Origin of the sequence: Chitinophaga sancti, assembly GCF_034087045.1 — a bacterium.
Taxonomy (GTDB): domain Bacteria; phylum Bacteroidota; class Bacteroidia; order Chitinophagales; family Chitinophagaceae; genus Chitinophaga; species Chitinophaga sancti_B.
The window spans coordinates 692,399-709,949 of the sequence record NZ_CP139247.1; the positions used below are offsets into that span (position 1 = coordinate 692,399).

At 34.5% G+C, this 17,551-nt stretch carries 16 protein-coding genes; 5 read left to right on the top strand and 11 right to left on the bottom strand.

From position 1 onward, the window contains the following. Positions 1-12: 12 nt before the first annotated feature. Together tnpB and tnpA are read right to left on the bottom strand one after the other, a co-directional pair. Positions 13-372, bottom strand: a complete 360-nt coding sequence (gene tnpB / locus SIO70_RS02875; protein ID WP_320579277.1) for an IS66 family insertion sequence element accessory protein TnpB — start codon at positions 370-372, stop codon at positions 13-15. A gap of 1 nt (position 373) precedes the next feature. Then, complete coding sequence (gene tnpA, locus SIO70_RS02880) at positions 374-697, bottom strand: IS66 family insertion sequence element accessory protein TnpA (protein WP_320579278.1); 324 nt, start codon at positions 695-697, stop codon at positions 374-376. 998 nt (positions 698-1,695) lie between these two features. Here tnpA and SIO70_RS02885 point away from each other — a divergent pair. From SIO70_RS02885 to SIO70_RS02895, 3 genes are all read left to right on the top strand, one after another. Next, positions 1,696-1,905: a helix-turn-helix transcriptional regulator gene (locus tag SIO70_RS02885; RefSeq protein ID WP_320579279.1), complete on the top strand. Its 210-nt coding sequence runs from the start codon at positions 1,696-1,698 to the stop codon at positions 1,903-1,905. A 311-nt stretch (positions 1,906-2,216) separates the two neighbouring features. After that, positions 2,217-2,645 (top strand): hypothetical protein, encoded by a 429-nt coding sequence (locus SIO70_RS02890; protein ID WP_320579280.1) that lies wholly within the window; start codon positions 2,217-2,219, stop codon positions 2,643-2,645. Continuing rightward, entirely contained in the window at positions 2,633-3,859 is a 1,227-nt protein-coding gene (locus SIO70_RS02895; RefSeq protein WP_320579281.1) for a hypothetical protein, read from the top strand. The genes SIO70_RS02890 and SIO70_RS02895 overlap by 13 nt, the downstream gene beginning before the upstream one ends. An 11-nt stretch (positions 3,860-3,870) precedes the next feature. Here the strand turns inward: SIO70_RS02895 and SIO70_RS02900 are convergent, their stop codons facing one another. The 5 genes from SIO70_RS02900 to SIO70_RS02920 form a co-directional block, all read right to left on the bottom strand. Next, a complete protein-coding gene (locus SIO70_RS02900; RefSeq protein WP_320579282.1) occupies positions 3,871-4,443 on the bottom strand; it encodes a hypothetical protein in 573 nt (190 codons plus the stop codon). 113 nt (positions 4,444-4,556) lie between these two features. Beyond that, complete coding sequence (locus tag SIO70_RS02905; protein ID WP_320579283.1) at positions 4,557-5,393, bottom strand: DUF6602 domain-containing protein; 837 nt, start codon at positions 5,391-5,393, stop codon at positions 4,557-4,559. Positions 5,394-5,396: 3 nt separating this feature from the next. Further along, the gene (locus SIO70_RS02910; RefSeq protein WP_320579284.1) at positions 5,397-6,335 is read right to left on the bottom strand and encodes an ATP-binding protein; all 939 of its coding nucleotides are present in this window, start codon (positions 6,333-6,335) and stop codon (positions 5,397-5,399) included. 1 nt (position 6,336) lies between these two features. Further along, positions 6,337-6,846: a hypothetical protein gene (locus SIO70_RS02915; protein WP_320579285.1), complete on the bottom strand. Its 510-nt coding sequence runs from the start codon at positions 6,844-6,846 to the stop codon at positions 6,337-6,339. An 8-nt stretch (positions 6,847-6,854) separates the two neighbouring features. Continuing rightward, positions 6,855-7,820 (bottom strand): CBASS oligonucleotide cyclase, encoded by a 966-nt coding sequence (locus SIO70_RS02920; protein WP_320579286.1) that lies wholly within the window; start codon positions 7,818-7,820, stop codon positions 6,855-6,857. Positions 7,821-7,959: 139 nt separating this feature from the next. Here SIO70_RS02920 and SIO70_RS02925 point away from each other — a divergent pair, with 139 nt between their 5' ends. Both SIO70_RS02925 and SIO70_RS02930 read left to right on the top strand, forming a co-directional pair. Continuing rightward, positions 7,960-8,592, top strand: a complete 633-nt coding sequence (locus SIO70_RS02925) for a hypothetical protein (protein WP_320579287.1) — start codon at positions 7,960-7,962, stop codon at positions 8,590-8,592. Next, positions 8,573-9,301, top strand: coding sequence for a hypothetical protein (locus SIO70_RS02930; RefSeq protein WP_320579288.1), 729 nt, complete (start codon positions 8,573-8,575; stop codon positions 9,299-9,301). Before SIO70_RS02925 ends, SIO70_RS02930 begins: the two co-directional genes overlap by 20 nt. Positions 9,302-9,385: 84 nt before the next feature. Here the strand turns inward: SIO70_RS02930 and SIO70_RS02935 are convergent, their stop codons facing one another. The 4 genes from SIO70_RS02935 to SIO70_RS02950 form a co-directional block, all read right to left on the bottom strand. Further along, positions 9,386-9,880, bottom strand: coding sequence for a hypothetical protein (locus SIO70_RS02935; RefSeq protein ID WP_320579289.1), 495 nt, complete (start codon positions 9,878-9,880; stop codon positions 9,386-9,388). A gap of 137 nt (positions 9,881-10,017) precedes the next feature. Next, positions 10,018-13,668, bottom strand: coding sequence for a DEAD/DEAH box helicase (locus SIO70_RS02940; RefSeq protein WP_320579290.1), 3,651 nt, complete (start codon positions 13,666-13,668; stop codon positions 10,018-10,020). 760 nt (positions 13,669-14,428) lie between these two features. Continuing rightward, on the bottom strand, positions 14,429-15,382 hold the full coding sequence (locus SIO70_RS02945) for a hypothetical protein (protein WP_320579291.1): 954 nt from the start codon (positions 15,380-15,382) through the stop codon (positions 14,429-14,431). A gap of 640 nt (positions 15,383-16,022) precedes the next feature. Then, positions 16,023-17,471, bottom strand: a complete 1,449-nt coding sequence (locus tag SIO70_RS02950) for an ATP-binding protein (RefSeq protein WP_320579292.1) — start codon at positions 17,469-17,471, stop codon at positions 16,023-16,025. Positions 17,472-17,551 lie beyond the last annotated feature (80 nt).

The window sequence follows — 17,551 nt, forward strand, 5'->3', positions numbered from 1 at the left end:
TGATAATTTTTTTTAACTTTTATGATGTCTGGCAGATCTTTCGTAACGTTTACGGAATCTGACTTCTACTCCCTCTAATATGAGCATGAGATCTTTCTTATTCAATACCATTTTCTTAGTCTCATTATCATAGACTGGTGTGCCAAAAGTTCCTCTGGACAGTCGTTTATAGAAGATACCTAGTCCATCAACATCCCATCCAAGGATCTTAACCTGTGTACGACGATGATTAAAGAATGCGTATAACGTTCCATAGTGAAATGGATCTTCTTGCATTTCATTAACAACCAGGCCTGACAGCCCGTTGAAGCTCAAACGCATATCTGTCGCACCGTTCCATAATACAAGACGATAACCGCTTAGTGATAACATATTACAGGAGGGCTTTTAGATATGAAGGTTCTACACGCTGGTAAAATATTATACCGCGATATTCTGCAAAAATGCCTCCAGGAATTGATTCCTGTTGAACTGGCGACAGGTCAACTTCCACAAACCCTCCTGGTGAATTGGTTTCCATCAATTGATTACTATAACGCTTTTTCCAGTTGTAAAAAGTAGCAGCTGATATCTGAAATGCGGCAGTAAACTCTTTTACACTAATATTGCCGGCTTGAGTAAATTGTTCAAGAGCAGAAATGATTTCCTGCTCGCTAAAATGATGGCGGCCTGCCAATGAAGATTTTTTCTGTTTCATTTTGCTATTCTTTCGAACGCAAAGTTAAATGCTGTTCATTAGCAGGGAAGAATGCTCCGCGTCGAATGCTTACAACCAGTGGCGAATTTGGATGCGCTTAGATAACGTTTTAATGCCCAGTTTACCATCCTGGATGTTACTTGTTGCCATCATGTTATTTAAAACATGCAATACATTTATACTCATCGAGTTTATATGAGAAAGATAGAAATCCGTATTCACCCTCCTATCTTTCTCATTCAGGAGCATTTTACTAGCGGTACAGATACCAGCTATTTGTGTTCTCATTTCATGAGCCAGCATACCCATAAATTTATGCATGGTATCTAAATCAGTGGAGCTTGTGTTGATTATATTGTTTCGCGGAAGTATCATAACAGAATTTTGAGAGTTAATGGCATAAAATATCCGATCTCTTGAGAGACATTATTAAAGTGGCATAGTATGAGAATATTGTCAGTACACTATGAATGTGAACTTAAATGGATCGCAACGATCAACAAAGTAATATTTGACAGACCTCTTAAATATTCATAGGAGGGAAAAATCCTGGGGAGAAATTTTCATTATACTTACAAGACATAGCAATAGATTATGAGGTGAGGAATTGAAATAGCTGCTTGTAAGGACTAACAGTATGGGGTGCCTAAAATAAAAATAGACGTGGGTTAGTCCCTATCGTTCCTGAAGGGCTACGACACCCCGATGGCGAATAAGGACGCCCACGTCTTGACCTTAAAGATAATAAGGAAAACGTGAGCGATCTACCTTATTTCCCGCCATCTCCAAAAGGTCGTAGTTTTCAGGAGCGAGATAAAGCAAATGCGCTTTAAATATATTGTATTTCATCTGCCTCTATGAGCTATCAATAGAATGCATTCAGATCATTTTAATTCCCTCTAATATAGACAAAATAACTTAAAGTCATTAAATAAACTTATAGTTACTGTTATATGGTTGATTAATAATATTTTACTTCTTTTTTTGTTAGTTGCAATATGCCAGGTCCAAAAAGAAAATATAATAGAATAAAGATTGTACTACTAGAGAAAGAAAAGACTAATATTTGGTTAGCTGAGCAGCTAGGAGTAAGTGCAACTGCTGTTTCTAAATGGTGTACAAACCGTAATCAGCCCACTGTTGAAACATTATTTAGAATTTCTGATATTCTGAATGTGGAAGTTTGTGAATTACTGAATAAAAAATAGCTTGTATTTGCATTATATAATTTTATTGAGGACAATAATTCTATATTAAGTATTGAAAGCTAGAGGTTAGAGATAATCCTATTACCTCGAATGTTTAGAACGAAAGAAAGTTGGTTTAAATGCTACCTTGCTTAGCAAGACACTGAAAATTAGCTTCTTAAAACCACCCAATCTAATAATCATCGAGTTTCAACTTATCTGAGTTGAAACAAATGGATATTAACAACTATACAAATCACTGAATATAAACAATGAGTTGAACTACAAGGTAACAACTTTCAACTCAATTTCAGGTTACAATACAATATTCAATGCCTTACCAGTTAAATACAGAAATTAATCTAACTCCAGAAACGAACAGTAAATATCTGATATCGGCACAGCACAGGATGTTAGGCCATCCCATAAAGTCTGTTTGGAGCATTAGTTATGACGAAGAGGTTATTTGTTTTTCTACCTCATGCACTTCAAATTGGTTTGCTGATGCTCATTATTGGGGCTTGCATGTAATAAATGATGTCATGAATGTACTCGGACACAATAATCGGCGGGAAGAACTTAAAATTGCCAAATTTGTGGACGGTAGTCAGAATGATGTATGGCATGGCTATCCCGCAGATTATTTACGTAACAAGCATGATATTCCACACACGACTGTACTTACTACTTGGAAAAGTTTAGGCTATATCAGCAAATCGACTTTAAATAAATTAAGACGAGGAATACCATGCAATCTGTAAAAATAACTATCGAAGGCGATTACATTGACTGCCAGATCTACCGCGGTAGATTGTACCTTTGGGCTTTTGATGGTTCATTACGTGTTTATAAATGGAATGAGTTAGTAGAATCGCTTGTAGCAGATCAGGCAAACCTATTAGCAATGACCTATTGTTTTTTAGAAAGCAGCTACATCTACGATTATTATTTAACTAAGTTGTTCCTAGATGAAGATTTCAAAAAATTACTCATTAGAAAGTTTGAGACTATTGGAGGTGAAGGCTTTCAGTTAACTGAAGATCAGGCTGCTAATTTCCTAATAAAACAACAGGATACTCCAGGAAAATTGCTACCAACTGATACTGAAATATACGGCAACACACTTTACTATATAAATGAGACAGGCCTATATTCAACAGGCGCTCATCGTTATGGTAAGTTAAGTAACCCAGTTAGTTCTCGTCCCTCTAAACTATGGGACTGTAGGTTGCTATCTATCAAAGCAAATAAGTATCCACAAATTGCACTCTCTGCAGGAGAAGATGGCTTATTTGAATTTAATAAGATTGATCGTGCCCCCATTACACTACCTAAGGCGGATACACTATTTCCTATTTACAAGATAAGTGAAGGCCACTCTTCTTTTGCAAATTATTCGTTCTTAAGCATTTACAATACATCACTTATTAGTCAATCCTATATGGCTTTGTTTACATGGAACATGAATTCAAAAGAGAGTTCCTCTAAGCGAGCAACACGAGACTTTCAGAGAACGGTTCCCGATAATTTCATCTTTAGAAGTGGTATAGAAACAGACCATATTAGTTGGGGAATACAAGATAAAATTTATCGAGCGACTGACACAGGCTTCGAGATTGTGAAATTTGACAATGGAAATGGCGAACGCGAGCCCCAGTGGAGCCAACTTGATTTTATTAACTTACGACCATGGAAAGGGAAAGTAATTGGTGGTAGCGCCGCTCATTTCGGTACTATCGTCGAATGCGAAAATGCTCTTGTAATTATGCTCAGTGACGGACAGGTAATGACTATTGCTGGGCCTATTACTAGGTGGAGGGTATATCCACGCTCAAATAATTATGAGAACCAGCTGCATGTAATACTTGACGATAAAATAGAAATTTACTCTTTCAATCAAGATTATTTTGTCAATCAGGAAAATAAAGAATTTGGTATTGAATTTATTGCTGATTTACATAAAAACAGACCTTAAATAGTCTAATATTAAAATTCCTCTTTAAAATACTTCTTAAACAAAGAAATTCTTTCATTTATTTCATTTCGACAACGCTCAATACTATCTTTTTCTTCTTCATACGTTTTCTTATCCTCTCTATACTTTTCTAATTGTTTAGTTGCAGTCTTCCTTTTAGGAGGGAATGGAATTATTAGTCTGTTTTTTCGATACTCTTGGTTAAGTAACTGTTTCTCTAAGAAATTAAGGAGAGGTATTTTTTCTATCCAAAGCTCATCCAAATAACCTTGATAAGGCCCGGTAGGCTTTCGATTCTGAAATTCTTGTTTTTCTTCATCAGTACTTTTTTCATAAGCTGCGACAAATGGAATTAAATAAGGCATAATTGCACTTTTTTCTTTAAAACAATATCCAAGATAGGTATTATTAGTAAGGTATTCATCTTCCGTAAACATACGACTATTAAGTACTTTATAGGAAACACTACGGATATCAGGCTGTTCTTGCTTGACTTTTACCAGAATTTTCTCCATACCTATGACGCAATCTGAATATACTTCTAATAGTTTTTTATAATGATTGAGTAATTCATCTACTGACATATTTAATATTTTAATTTTTACATTCTAATAAATGAGCCAAAAGGTTTAGCACGATATAATATTTCTTCTTGTATCCACATGTTACAATTCGCAGGCATAGAGCTCAAATTCCCTTATAGTTCTTCATCTATTTCAAAATTGATAGCCTTTGAATATTCGTTAAGATCAATAGCAGCAACTGTCCCGATACTTTGCTGTAAATAACGTAACAACTGGAAGAAAAATGATACTAACGATACATCAGCCTTACTAAACTCTATGGATGTAACTGTCCTGTTTCGGTAATACTCGTTGATTCTTTCAGAGAAATCTGTAATTTTCATATCTTCCTCTTCAGGATGATTTACAATAAATGCTCCGGAATCGACCGCACAACCCATATCTATGCCTTGCAGACCTTTAAGTGATTTTAAATGTTTTTCAAGCGTTTCCTGTTTTGCAATTGAATTAGTACTTGCCAGAATACCTCCTACTATTTTAGTTAGTGGTCTAGGTGAATATTTTGAACCGCGATCAATAATTGATGTAGATGTCCTCTTTAACCGTCTTACACTTTCTATTTTGCGGCCTGCATATTCGATATAATTCAAATTATCACCACTTACAGAGACTGATCCACTTAAGTCGGGTTTAACTTCGAACACTGCATATACACCTTCTGCTGGAATATAATGAACTCCGTTCTGAGTTAATACAAATGGGGTATATTGTTGATCATAAATGACCAAATCAATCTGATCACTTAAATGGCCAGTACTATCTATAATAATTGCTTTATCTATACAATATCTATTAGGAAGGTATTTTCTCAACCATTCAATCCAAGTATCTTCAAGAGAATCTCCCTTGGAACCAGGATGGAGAATGTATTCACGATTAGTGCTTAATTGTGCGGCCATCTGAAGTTGCAATCCAGAAAACAGGTCCCTTAACTTGATTTTACTTGCCATGATTTATAAAGTTTCTTTAAATGGGGGAGTTGGTGTGATTGACTTTGTGATTTCGATAGCCCGTTTAGGTTCAATAGCTTTGTCTGGATATGCATCCAGAACTAATGATGGTAATAATCGTTGAACCAAATCAGAAAAAGTAAAGCCATAAGCCCGGCCATTTTGTGGACCAGTTAAATCAACTAATTTTTCAATATCTTTTGTTGAAAACCCAAGTTCTTCAAGAGGTTCAGTTAGAACTAATTTACGTGCTTCCTCACCAGGGCGTGAAAAGTGAATTATCGCTGCAGCTCGGCGCTGGATAGCAGGATCTAATGAGTTGGGCCGGTTAGTGCACATAATAACTGCTGCAGGAAATTTTCCATTCCCGAGGTTATCAATACCTCTGATAAAAGCATTTACACCAGCCTTGTCTTCATGGTGCATCTGGTCATTTTCGCGAGATTGAGCCAAAGCATCCGCTTCATCAATCAGTAAAATAACAGCTCCTTTTGACTTAGATCCGTCATTCTTTAACTTTTTTGCCCTATCAAGTGTATAGTCAAATGAAGCTGATATAAGTTGAGTCATTTGGCCTACACGCCCTTGACCTCTAGTAGCAAGGCTTAACGGAAATAATTCAACATCAATTTTTTCCTGTCGAGCGATTGCATCTCCAATTGTATATGCAAGTTCAGACTTCCCCGACCCAACATCACCTGCCAATACAATTAGTGGTGGGCGGCGTAATACAAAACTTGTAATTAGCTTGGCTTTTTTATGGTACTTTTCTGACCATTCTTTTATGCCTCCAGGATTAACTAATATTCCTAATATTTTGGTAATTGTTTCTTTAGTTTCATCCAAACCTACTAACAAATTATATCGTTCTCGATAATTTGCATCTGGATAGGTGACAGTATTTTCAAACAACTCTGAAAAGCTCGGTTTGTTATCCTGCATGTTAGAAATTTTTAACTGATGAACGATCTAGTGATTTACCGCCAGAGGAATAGCTCTTATCCGAACTCAAGTACCCATTAACGCCAGGTGCTGGAGCTTCACCTCTTTGGAATGGCAGGTTACTTTTAAAACTTTCCCTTTCTGCAGGAGAGAGTGCGAAATACGCTAAATTCTGTTCTAAATATGATGTAAAATATGCACTATTAATATCTGCATTCGGTCTGATTTTTCCAGGATCATCATCAGACGTTGATGATGCTATATCATTGGTGGTATAGCGAACAGTAGGTTCAATCCACTTTTCGCCTCGTTGAAAACCATAAGTTACCTGATCTAAATATCCAGCCTTTAGATACTCTACTAATTCTGACTCATATTGGGTTATCCATAAATCACTCGGATATCCGTAAAGTCGCTGAATTCTTTTAAGATCTGTAGCAACCTTTGAAGCCAGATATTTTGCGTGAGTAGTTGTAAAAGTTGTTGTCTGTGAAAATGTATAACTGCTCATGTTAATAATTAAATTTGAAATGATGAACCAAAGACCTTTTGCCAATAATAGACGGTTTTCTCTTTCGTGGTGGCGGCAAGTGCAGAGTCAATAGCGTCTCCTGCATCTAATGCTCCATCAACAACAGCATCTAACTGGGAGTTTGTGTAAAGTTTAGCAGCGTTATTTTTAGGATTGACTGGATCAATAATCTTTGCCCGCTCACTAAATGAAGAACTTTGGGGGACGGGGAAATAATCTTTGAAAGCTATTAACTCTCTTAAATCACTTTTTGCTAAATAGGTGAAAAATGCCTGAAGAGCTTCGATATATTCAGTAAAGTCCTGACCCTCATCAAGTAATTTTGACATGACCAACTCCACCATGAAGGATTTAAATTTAAATCCCGCTCGTTCAATTTTCATGTGTTTTACCCATTGCTTTGCTAAGCGTATTACCTGAGCAAAATCCGTTGGTTGAGTCGATTTTCGCTTTCTAATAAATTCAAGGTGCCTAGGTATACAGGTTTCTAAAAAAGATCCATCATCCTGGCTTATAAGCTTTCCATACCAATCAGGATCACCTTCATAGATTATTGGAACAACATCCACATCTAAACCAGATCCCCTAAATGAGATAGTAACAGAATATGTTTTAGGTTGAACCTGCTCTGGTTTCATATTGGGGAATGCCTTTCTCAACCTTTCTGCAAGATATTCCAGCAGTTCACTTGTGGTTGAAGGAGCTATTGAGCAAGAAATATAACACGCCATGTCAATATCATTTAAGTCCTTTAGCGCAGTGCCTTTTGCCAGACTTCCAGATAACAATATTTTTTTTAATGAAAAGTCAGGGTGTTCATTTAAATAAGTGGTTACTTTATCCCTAACACGACCGGCCTGCTCCCTATACTCATCAGCCCATTCTTTGGGGAGGTTAACCTTCTCCTTAGCGTATTGTTCAATATCATTGTGTGAAACATGTGTTCTACTCATAGAATTTTTCCTGATTTATTTAATAAATTGATTGCGAAACAATTATATTTACATCTAGTACTCACCCCATTTACCTGAAAGCGTGACATTTGAAAATTTATTAATTTGTCACGCTTTGGGGTACGTAATATTGAGAAATGTGAATCTCAGATTAGAATTAGCAATTATCCCCGACCTCGAACTACTTGAAAAGTTGTGTTCGACTCAAGAAGACCAAGAACTCTACGCTGAGTTCGTAAGTAGATTTGTTGAAGAGGTAGTAATATACTGCTGTGATATATGTAAAAAAAGAAATATAGAATCTCATGTTGGCAAGCAAATTGCCCATGATGTGTTTGAAAGAGTAAGGAAATATAAATCGTTTAAAGCTGATGAGATAAAAATTCCTAACCACCGAACCGCGATTCTTGTTTACTTGAAAAGAATCTCTATTAGCCTTTTTAATAATTTCCACAATGAAAACAAACGGACCGATATCATCCATAAGACCTACTTTGATGATATATTTGAATCAGTCGAAAAATCTCCTGATGCCTTAGGATTAAAAGATAAAAAAGACTTCGCTTTATTTATCTTTGGAAGACTTAATAAAAAAGAACAGACAGTAATTCTTGCAGATATCGAGCATAAAAAGTTTCAGAAGTATCTTCCGGATGACATTACTCAAAATCTGTCTGCTCAATTAGGTGTTAAAAAGGAATCTATACGTAAAATTCGTGAACGAGCGATAGAAAAAATCAAAAAAGCTATCAATGAGTTCAATGAAAAATAAAATTGTGAAGAGTTATTCAATTGAGGATTTTGAAAAAGGGTTGATGCTCGCAGGACTAATATCACCGTCCTCTGTTTCTGAGCATAATGAACTCGCGTGCTTGCAAGAATACGAAAAGAATTTAAAGAAGAATCAACAACAGATTTACTTTAAACGAGTTGTTTTAGCTGCAGAAATAGTTGAAAAGTTGCATAAGGAGCCAACATTAGGAAATGTCAAATTTCAAAAATTAGTTTACTTATGTGAACATGTTGCCGAATTGGAACTTAAAGAAAGATATGCTAAAGAAGCGGCAGGGCCTTTTGATAATAAATTTATGCATTCAATTGGGCAAGAATTTAAAAAGCAAAAGTGGTTTGCTATTGAAAAATGCAAGGTTGACAATTATATTAGATATGTATTTTCTCCACTTGAAAAGCACGAAGGTTATAAAAGTTATTATGAAAACTACTTTAGTGATTTAAACGATAGAATTCAATACATAATCGAGCTCTTCAGGAAGCAAAATACAGAGTTTACTGAATTAGCGACAACTGTTTTTGCATGTTTTCTAGAACTCGAAAGTCACTCAATAACCATAAGTTCAAAGTCATTAATTGATACTTTCTATAATTGGGCAGCCAGCAAAAGAAGGTTTTCTGAGAGCCAAATTACAAACTCTTTTAACTGGCTGATAGAGAAGGGATTAATCAAACACACCCCTTTATAAGCAAAGGTAGGACAACTTTTGTAAACCATTATCTAGGCAGATCTATTTAATATTAATAATGGTTGCAAATAATATGTAATATTCTCATTGATTTTGACTAACAAATCTATGAATTTCAGACAAGCTTTCTATAAACTGGTTCGAAAGTTGTTCCTCGCAGCCCGCTAAACCCGATTTCTTAAGAGTAATCTTAGAGAGTCGGGTTTCTTCTTTTTGTGAAACGCCCGTCAGATTTACAACAAAGGCAAACATTGTATTCATTTTTTCGGTTCGAGGTTTATGCTTTTTCTTGTTACAATAATAGATTTCTTCCGGAAATATCCTTAATTGTAACCTTTGCTTTTCTGCGTAATTACTGGGACCCCACATGGATGCAAGTTCCGTGACGCGAATAGTAGCCATTTCAATGTATTTTTCCTGGTTCGAGGCGTTTATTATTGTTGGTTGAAGATGTTCTAACAGTTCTACTTTCTCCCGGCTGAACTTATACACAAATTTCTCGTACAACTCCTGATTAATTTTTTCTTCAATAAACCGCTCTTCCAGATTCTCTATTTTTGTTCTAGCTTCTTCAACCACGTTTTATACTTTTTGCTATTTTCCTCCCTTCCTATATTAATTATTGCAAATAGTTTTTTTACTTGAAACTTATGTCACCTTGATTGAGGGCGAGCCCCCGAATAGAATTTGTAATTAAATTACCGAACAATTGAATATTAATTATCCAGATTAATATTCAAATCACTTATTAGTTTTAATTGTTTAACCGATAGTTCATTATTCTTATATGCTCTTCTAGCCTTTGCAAGAGAATTATATAATTTATTCTGCAATTCATCTTTTCTTGCAGTTGGGTAATATCCATTTTCTTCAATAAACTTACCAATCTTAATAATATTTTTAGCCCAGAGCATAAATCCATCTTTTCCGTCGCTAGAAATTCTCTTGGTAATATCTATTCCTAATACCAATAATCTTTCTTTTTTACTTTCGTCAAATCCCCCTTTCTCAAATGCCAGATTCTGGTTGTATATCCATCTCCATAATTTCGTGCCAGATTTTAGTTCTCCTAACTCTTGTTTACTCAAAAATTCCTCTAGCTCTTGATATTTAGATTCCCATTCCACATTATTCAGATCAAGAAGTGACCAATGAAAATTAATGGAATTAAGTTTTTCAGCCTGCCATTGTTTTAATGCCTTTCGTCTCCCCCCTGAATGTGTCCCTGCTTGTGCTTGCCTTTGACCTTGGCACCAGTTGTATAATTGTGCTTCTAAGCCATTCACTCCAAAGGAGGGCCATTTGTTATTTTCCTCTTTGAAAGATCTGACATTTTCGAACATCTCATTCCATCGTTCCTCCATTCTCTCATAACCTTTTGCATTTAAGTCATATTCAATCAATATTAGGGATTGTATTTGACTTTCTGTTAACCTATTATTATTGTAACGAATTCTTTGAGAACTAAGCCAGCTATGCAAATTTTTTTCGGACGTTTTTGTTGGCAACCTTCCATTAACATCTTTCCAGTTTTTGACTTTAGAAAATTTCTGTTCCCAAGTTTCAAAAAACCTATCAAGATTTAGTTCCTCAATCTTTTTAGTATGATAATCGGTTAACGCTCCTTCATCATATTTCCTTTTATACCTTAATATCCATGAATAGACATTATTTCCAAGATCTTCGGATGTTATTGAATTTCGAGTGTCCAATAGTTCTTTGATTTCCTTCCAGGTTTGAGTCCAATCGTCCGTTCTACCTTCAAAATTAAAATCAATAGTAATTAATTTTTCAAACCAATAGTTCTCTAATTTGTTACTACGATATCTTTTCCGCATGATCTGACAAAAAACGTTTAGTTGAGACTCTTCCGATTTAGAATTTTCCGGATCATATATAGGCCATTGGCTAGGATTCTCCTGTCGGTACCTAATAAGATTTTCATATGGTAAAGCCCATTTTTTCCTGCTTGAAGGACCTTGAAACTTATTTTCTATAGCAACAAATCGTTCACTATTTTCTTTTGAAATAATTTTTTTATCATTAATGTAATTCTTTTGAATTCTATACCACTTTACAAGTTCATCGTCGTCAATACCTTGACAAGGTGGAAATTCATTTATTGCCGCATATTCCCTAAACTTATCAAACATACGTTCCCATTTTTGTTCAATTATATTCCATTCGAAATTGATTGAATTTAATTTTCTGAGTTCTTCAATTCTAAGCGTTCCATTATTTTTTCTGATTCTTTGAGTAGTAACCCAACTATATATTTCGCTATCATGCTTTTTAGTAGGATATTCTCCATTTATTCTCAGAAATTCCTTTAGTTCTAAAAAACGTAAATCCCAATTATTTGATGATTTCTCAATAATCTGATCAAAAAGAGAGTTTCTTAGTTTCTCTTCAAATCCATCCAAAATGATAGTATCTTGTCCAGATATGAAGTGCTGATATATCACATCAAGTCTTCCAATACTTCGCATCTCCTTTCCGAATCCAATTGAATTAATTTCATCCTGCAGTCTTTCGTCCTGATCACACAATGAACGTATTACTTGTAATAGATTTTTAAATGAACTTGTGCTAATTGAATTCTCGACATCATACTTTTTTGAATGATAAATTGGAACAACTATATATCCTAATGCTTTATCTTCCTTTCTACGTAATGCTCTTCCAGCAGCCTGAACTATATCAATTTTTGAATTTTTAGGATCACAAAAAAATATCAACTCAATGGTTGGAACGTCAACACCTTCTGTTAAACATCTCGCATTTGACACGATAGCGCTATCAGCGTTTTTAAAATCTTCAAGAACCGTATTTCTATAGCTGGTAGATTGTTCCCCACTTACAAAAAATGCTTTTATATCTGGGAATAGTTTTGAATGCCGCTCAGTAAATTCCTTAGCCAATTTTACCCTTGAATGAAAAGTCAATCCATATTTAGCGTTGTATTTTCGCATCACATGATCAAGTGCATAGTTATTTGCTATTTCATCAATTGAATGTTTATCATTAACATATCTTCGTTCATTTATATATCCTTGCAACTCTACATCATTTACACCTATAACAACAATTTTATAATCAACAAGTATCTTCTTCTCTATTGCCTCTTTGAATGACATTCGGTAAAATTCATACCCAAAAATATTGGGATCATTCATATCATAAGCATAATTGAGATCATCTTCTATCTGCTTTTTCAGTGATTCTTTTACTATTCGTGGAGTTGCCGTTGAGTACAATCTATATTTTGATGGAATTTTTGAATTATCATGAACTAAACTAAACATTCCATTGCCAATTCCTGCTGTTTTGTGTGCTTCATCACAAAAGGTAAGATCAAATTCAAAATTTAAATCTTTTATGGCATCCGATATAACAACTAAAGAGTGATAAGTTGAAAAAATTACTTTTTCATTAAATGTTTTTTGGAGAAATGATTTTACATGATTTATATCAGTAGTAACTCTTGTATCTATTTCATAGGTGTGGGTAATCATTGTATCGTCAATATCATTGTCAATACCAACTTCAGAACAAACACACAAATATTGATAAGCTACCGTTCTTTGTTTTGCCCATTCATTTTTTATTTGTCTTACAAGGGCAAGCGATGGTACAAGTACCAGCGTATTTTTGCTATGTAATCTTTCTTTTATCCGTAAAGCCGTAAAGGTTTTCCCCGCTCCACAAGGCATGATTAGCTGTCCTCTGGATTCATTTCCTTCTGTAAACCATTGTACACATTCTTCAATTGCTGTTTGCTGATGCGGTAAAGGATCATACTGCTTTTTTTTAGGCAACTGTTTTTCGGTTAGAAGCGCATGTATTGATTCGATAGTTACTTTTTCAATTTCATTTAAATTAGCAATATTGTAGAAAGTAAAATTATCATGTCTAGTTTTTGAAACAGTATCAAGGTCAACCGCATTGGAAAAAACGATATATCCATTTGCATTGGGACAAAATGCAAAAAGATTGGCAATTCTGTCAGCCGTCCAATTTAGTCTACTTAATTCATCATTTTTATATTTACATTGAACTACAAAGAATTGATCCTCCATGTCCTGTAGCACCAAATCAACCCCATAATCTTGATTTCCTAACTTTAGTTTATCTCTTACAACAAGAGGAATTTCTTCAAAAAGCCAGACATTTTTAAAGTTATCTTTATCAGTAGGAGAAGTAAGAAAATAATATTTAGTAAATACCTCAAAGATTTTTCCTGCTCTTGTATCCTTCCCAGATTCTTTAGCCTGGGAAATATTATATTTCGAGAGTTCTTGTTTTAATTGACTCCAATTCTCTTTACCATTAATAAGACAAGCCAATATTTCCTGATATTCTTTCATTATTCGTCTGGTATAGTTAAAAGTTTTTTTGAGAGGAGTAAATGCTATAAACGAAGAGCTTCTTCCTTGAACGCCTTACTGTAATTCTTTCTCTGTGCCATTTTACTAAATTAAGATTTTTACACCTTAACTTACTGTCCGCAGAAATAGGGCAGATTCAAAATTTATTTTATTTCTTACCAACTATCAAGGGGGATAATAAAAAAAGATAAACTAAAAAACTGAATATCAAATAGATTACGGTTAATTCAGTTTTAACATATCCACTCTAGTTTTATAAGAATTTATTATCTAAAAGAGAATCATTTTTCATGGATGCGGTATTTAACAAGTGGACATTGTAGAAAAAAAGTAGTAGTTATAAAAAAAGCTATTTTTGGAATGATGGATAAAATACTAAAAAGGAGGATGTCAAGGCATTTCACTAACAAATTTGTGAATTCTAGATAAACCCTCTACAAACATGTTCGAAACTTGTCCTCTCCATCCCGCAAGGAAAATAAGACGCTTACGCTAGGCGTGGGCTTCTTTATTTTAGTCGAGGGGGGAGTTGAGTTCCGATGAATGCAATTCTATTTTTTATGATCCAAAGTAAAATCCATATAGTTCTGTATAAATTTATTAATTTCTTGTCTCTCAGATGCAGGCATCTTACCATTGTACAGAGATGCAGGATAAACCTATAGTGCCTCCAGATGATTTTGTGATCTGTAAAAGCTTAATCCAGCACAGCCTATCTGCTAGGATCCCCAAAGATTAATTAACTGTTGCTCTTCTTTCTTTTAATATATTCTTTTTGCTTATCAAGTTCATTATTAATCTGTTTCATAAATTCTGAAAACAAGTCAACTTGCGCTTGCGGTAAGGACGCATGTCTGTCAGGATGAAAAACCTTTGAAAGTTTAGCTTGAATTTTCCTAAGTTCTTTTAAGGTATTAGCATTACCCACATTAAAATCATTCAAATCAGTATTGAGTTGATGTTTATTAATTTCATCAGCGCTGATAATTTTATCAATTTTCGTTTCCTGAAAAGGGAACCTCCGTGGTGCAGTTACATTTATCTTCAATCTTCTATTGATATTGAATTTTGTCGCGACAGTCTCATTGTCTCTATCCAACCAAATCAGCCTCTTAGTAAAGGCATCGTATCTTAAATCGCTATCGCCAATAAAGCAATTAATAAAATCATCTCCTAATAACTGTATGAGGGGTTTCATTTCAGATGGTTTCCTACCATGATTTGCAATTACATCTTCAATTGAATAGGATTCAAGCTCATCTTGAGTATAATTAATAATGGTAGCGGCACCAAGCCAAGTAATTAATTTTGAACATTGCAAGTACAATTTTTCATCCCTGCTCTGCCAGTCGAGTTTTGATTGAAACAAAAGAGACTTTTTCATTTCTTCATCACCTCTATATAGCGACAATTCAAAAATTCCATCTGCTCCGATTATTGATTCGGGGGCTCCTTTTCCACGACCTCCAAACTTCTTATAATCAATACTCCATTTCCAAGTACCTCCAACTTCGAGATCATCGATAATTACATTTTGTTCATCTATTTTCATTAATCCAAAAAGATGACCAGTTAAAACATCTTCATCCTCAAAAGCTGATTCATATGCCCTTAAACCTCTTGTTATAGATTCGTTTAAATGGTTTTGGATTGCATCTTTAACTTGTATTGGAATATATATAGGCCTTACCATGTGGATTTTTAATAAATAAGAGCTACTAGTATCATAATAGTACAATACGAATATAGTAATTTCTTATAAAATTCGTATTCCTTGAAAAACAGAATATTGTATATTAATTTTCCTTCTATTTCAATAATGCATTGGTTAAATCACATGATCATCTATAATTCTATTAAGCTTCTTACAATCGGTATTTATGTAAGAAGGATGGTTCAATAGTGACTTACAAGATAATTGAAAAACTAGTTAACATATAGTTGGGAAACGATAATGTTTCTACATGTATTAGGCTTTCAAATGGAATTCAACGACAAACTCCTGAATTGCAGATAAATCATCTGCAAACAGGTTCGAACTTCGTCCCCGGTAGCCCGCTATAAATTAGAAAAGCCTTTAAGTCCTTGGATTTAAAGGCTTTTCTAATTTGAAGAATTTCTTTATTTTTAGTTGTGTTTTATTACAGATTAATTATCAACTATTTGCAAGTTCGAAATACCACGTTTTATTTATCTCCTAAATAGCAATATTCTTTACTTCTTCTCCATGTGTTATGTTTTATAGGATTTTCCAATGAAATAATAACTAGTTAAATATCAATTAATTATATTTACAATAGCCCAAATTGGATTTTCCAATGAAATAAGCTCACTCAAGCCCAGTAGGGAACATATGAGGCGAATTTTTTCGATATATTTTCTGGATCAGACGGTTTAATAAAACCTGCATCAATTGTATCAGCAATAATTTTAGAAGCAAACGACACGTTGTTTTTATTAATATTAAACCTCTTTCGAATTGACTGATTGTTCACTGCTTCATTGTGGACATAATGCAAACAGGTATGTTGATAGCAAGCTCTAATCCTGTCTTCGTTGTTCATTTTTGTTAAGGGTAAAGGTGCGTATATAATCACCCGTGTATATTCATCTCCTCTGATAAATTTAGGTGCTGGAAGTTGAAACTCTTCAATTACCTCAATTGCTCTATCCACACCGCTACCTCGTTCTTCACAAATATTAAGGCGACGCATAAGTGAAGCAAGTGTTTCGTTCCTTGACTTTGGAGCAGCATCAATAAACCGGTTGGTATCGACTAATGGTGTACCTGGATTGGTTATTTCAATTCTGTCTTTAAATATTTCAACCATTACACCTGCACCGGTAATAGATAGATCCTGATGAATAATTGCATTTGCTACAAACTCCCGAATAGCTATATCGGGATATATTTTTAATTGCTGTCGCAAAGCGGCTTCTATTACTTCATTTGTAGGTAGTTGATCCATAATATAGTTAATCATACCTTCAAATCCAGTAGCATATCCTTTTAAAATCCCCTCCTCTTTGATAGCATTTATACGACTGTTATCCTTGTATATAATCACCCGAACAATTTTGCGATGCAAAGATTTAAAACTATTTAAATCTTTTGCAAAGAGAATACCACCCAGGTTAGTAATATCCCAGTTTGCTCCTGCTTTTTTTAGTAAACCATCATCAGCAAGTGAATCGAGAATACCTTGCTTTGTATCTGGTAATCGCTTGTCAAGCAACATAAAATACTGGTCATAATCCAGCATTTTCAATACCTCATCGCTATTAATTTGAGAAGCAGCAATAATGTCTTCGTATTCCAATCCTGTAGAACCGATTATCAAGTGTTTAACTTCTTGTCGGGAAAGTTTCACCGTTTGACCTGCCGAACGTTTATAGCTTTCATATATGTCCTTACCCCGTATATGAACAGGCTTATCGTGATACTCAGGTATATGAACAAGCAAAACAGGAATTTCATAGTAGCATGTTACTAAATGGTCTACACCTATTGGTTGGGCAAGGTTGTTGCGAGCAATATTTCCAATCTTTTGAATGATAATGTCCATCGCCACCTTGGATAAATTAATAGACTGACCGTTGTTGTCAATACCAAAAGCAAGAAACCCGCCTCCAGGATAATTAGCAAAGGCTGAAATATGCTGTGCAATCCGATTACCGTTATCTGAAATATCAGTTTTCCAATCAATCTCATTTAGCTCTATTGGAATCGGTTTTAAGCTTTTACTTAATAATTGTATTGCGGTATCTTTCCAACTATTCATTTATCATGTTTTAATTCTACTCCTCACATGATTTTTTTGATCTTTGATCATGGAAATAATATGAGTATATGTTTTCCCGA

What these genes read in the sequence shown, in the direction of transcription:
- tnpB (WP_320579277.1), bottom strand. Translation starts at nt 372, where the DNA reads ATGTTATCACTAAGCGGTTATCGTCTTGTATTATGGAACGGTGCGACA.
- tnpA (WP_320579278.1), bottom strand. Translation starts at nt 697, where the DNA reads ATGAAACAGAAAAAATCTTCATTGGCAGGCCGCCATCATTTTAGCGAG.
- SIO70_RS02885 (WP_320579279.1), top strand. Translation starts at nt 1,696, where the DNA reads ATGCCAGGTCCAAAAAGAAAATATAATAGAATAAAGATTGTACTACTA.
- SIO70_RS02890 (WP_320579280.1), top strand. Translation starts at nt 2,217, where the DNA reads ATGCCTTACCAGTTAAATACAGAAATTAATCTAACTCCAGAAACGAAC.
- SIO70_RS02895 (WP_320579281.1), top strand. Translation starts at nt 2,633, where the DNA reads ATGCAATCTGTAAAAATAACTATCGAAGGCGATTACATTGACTGCCAG.
- SIO70_RS02900 (WP_320579282.1), bottom strand. Translation starts at nt 4,443, where the DNA reads ATGTCAGTAGATGAATTACTCAATCATTATAAAAAACTATTAGAAGTA.
- SIO70_RS02905 (WP_320579283.1), bottom strand. Translation starts at nt 5,393, where the DNA reads ATGGCAAGTAAAATCAAGTTAAGGGACCTGTTTTCTGGATTGCAACTT.
- SIO70_RS02910 (WP_320579284.1), bottom strand. Translation starts at nt 6,335, where the DNA reads ATGCAGGATAACAAACCGAGCTTTTCAGAGTTGTTTGAAAATACTGTC.
- SIO70_RS02915 (WP_320579285.1), bottom strand. Translation starts at nt 6,846, where the DNA reads ATGAGCAGTTATACATTTTCACAGACAACAACTTTTACAACTACTCAC.
- SIO70_RS02920 (WP_320579286.1), bottom strand. Translation starts at nt 7,820, where the DNA reads ATGAGTAGAACACATGTTTCACACAATGATATTGAACAATACGCTAAG.
- SIO70_RS02930 (WP_320579288.1), top strand. Translation starts at nt 8,573, where the DNA reads ATGAGTTCAATGAAAAATAAAATTGTGAAGAGTTATTCAATTGAGGAT.
- SIO70_RS02940 (WP_320579290.1), bottom strand. Translation starts at nt 13,668, where the DNA reads ATGAAAGAATATCAGGAAATATTGGCTTGTCTTATTAATGGTAAAGAG.
- SIO70_RS02945 (WP_320579291.1), bottom strand. Translation starts at nt 15,382, where the DNA reads ATGGTAAGGCCTATATATATTCCAATACAAGTTAAAGATGCAATCCAA.
- SIO70_RS02950 (WP_320579292.1), bottom strand. Translation starts at nt 17,471, where the DNA reads ATGAATAGTTGGAAAGATACCGCAATACAATTATTAAGTAAAAGCTTA.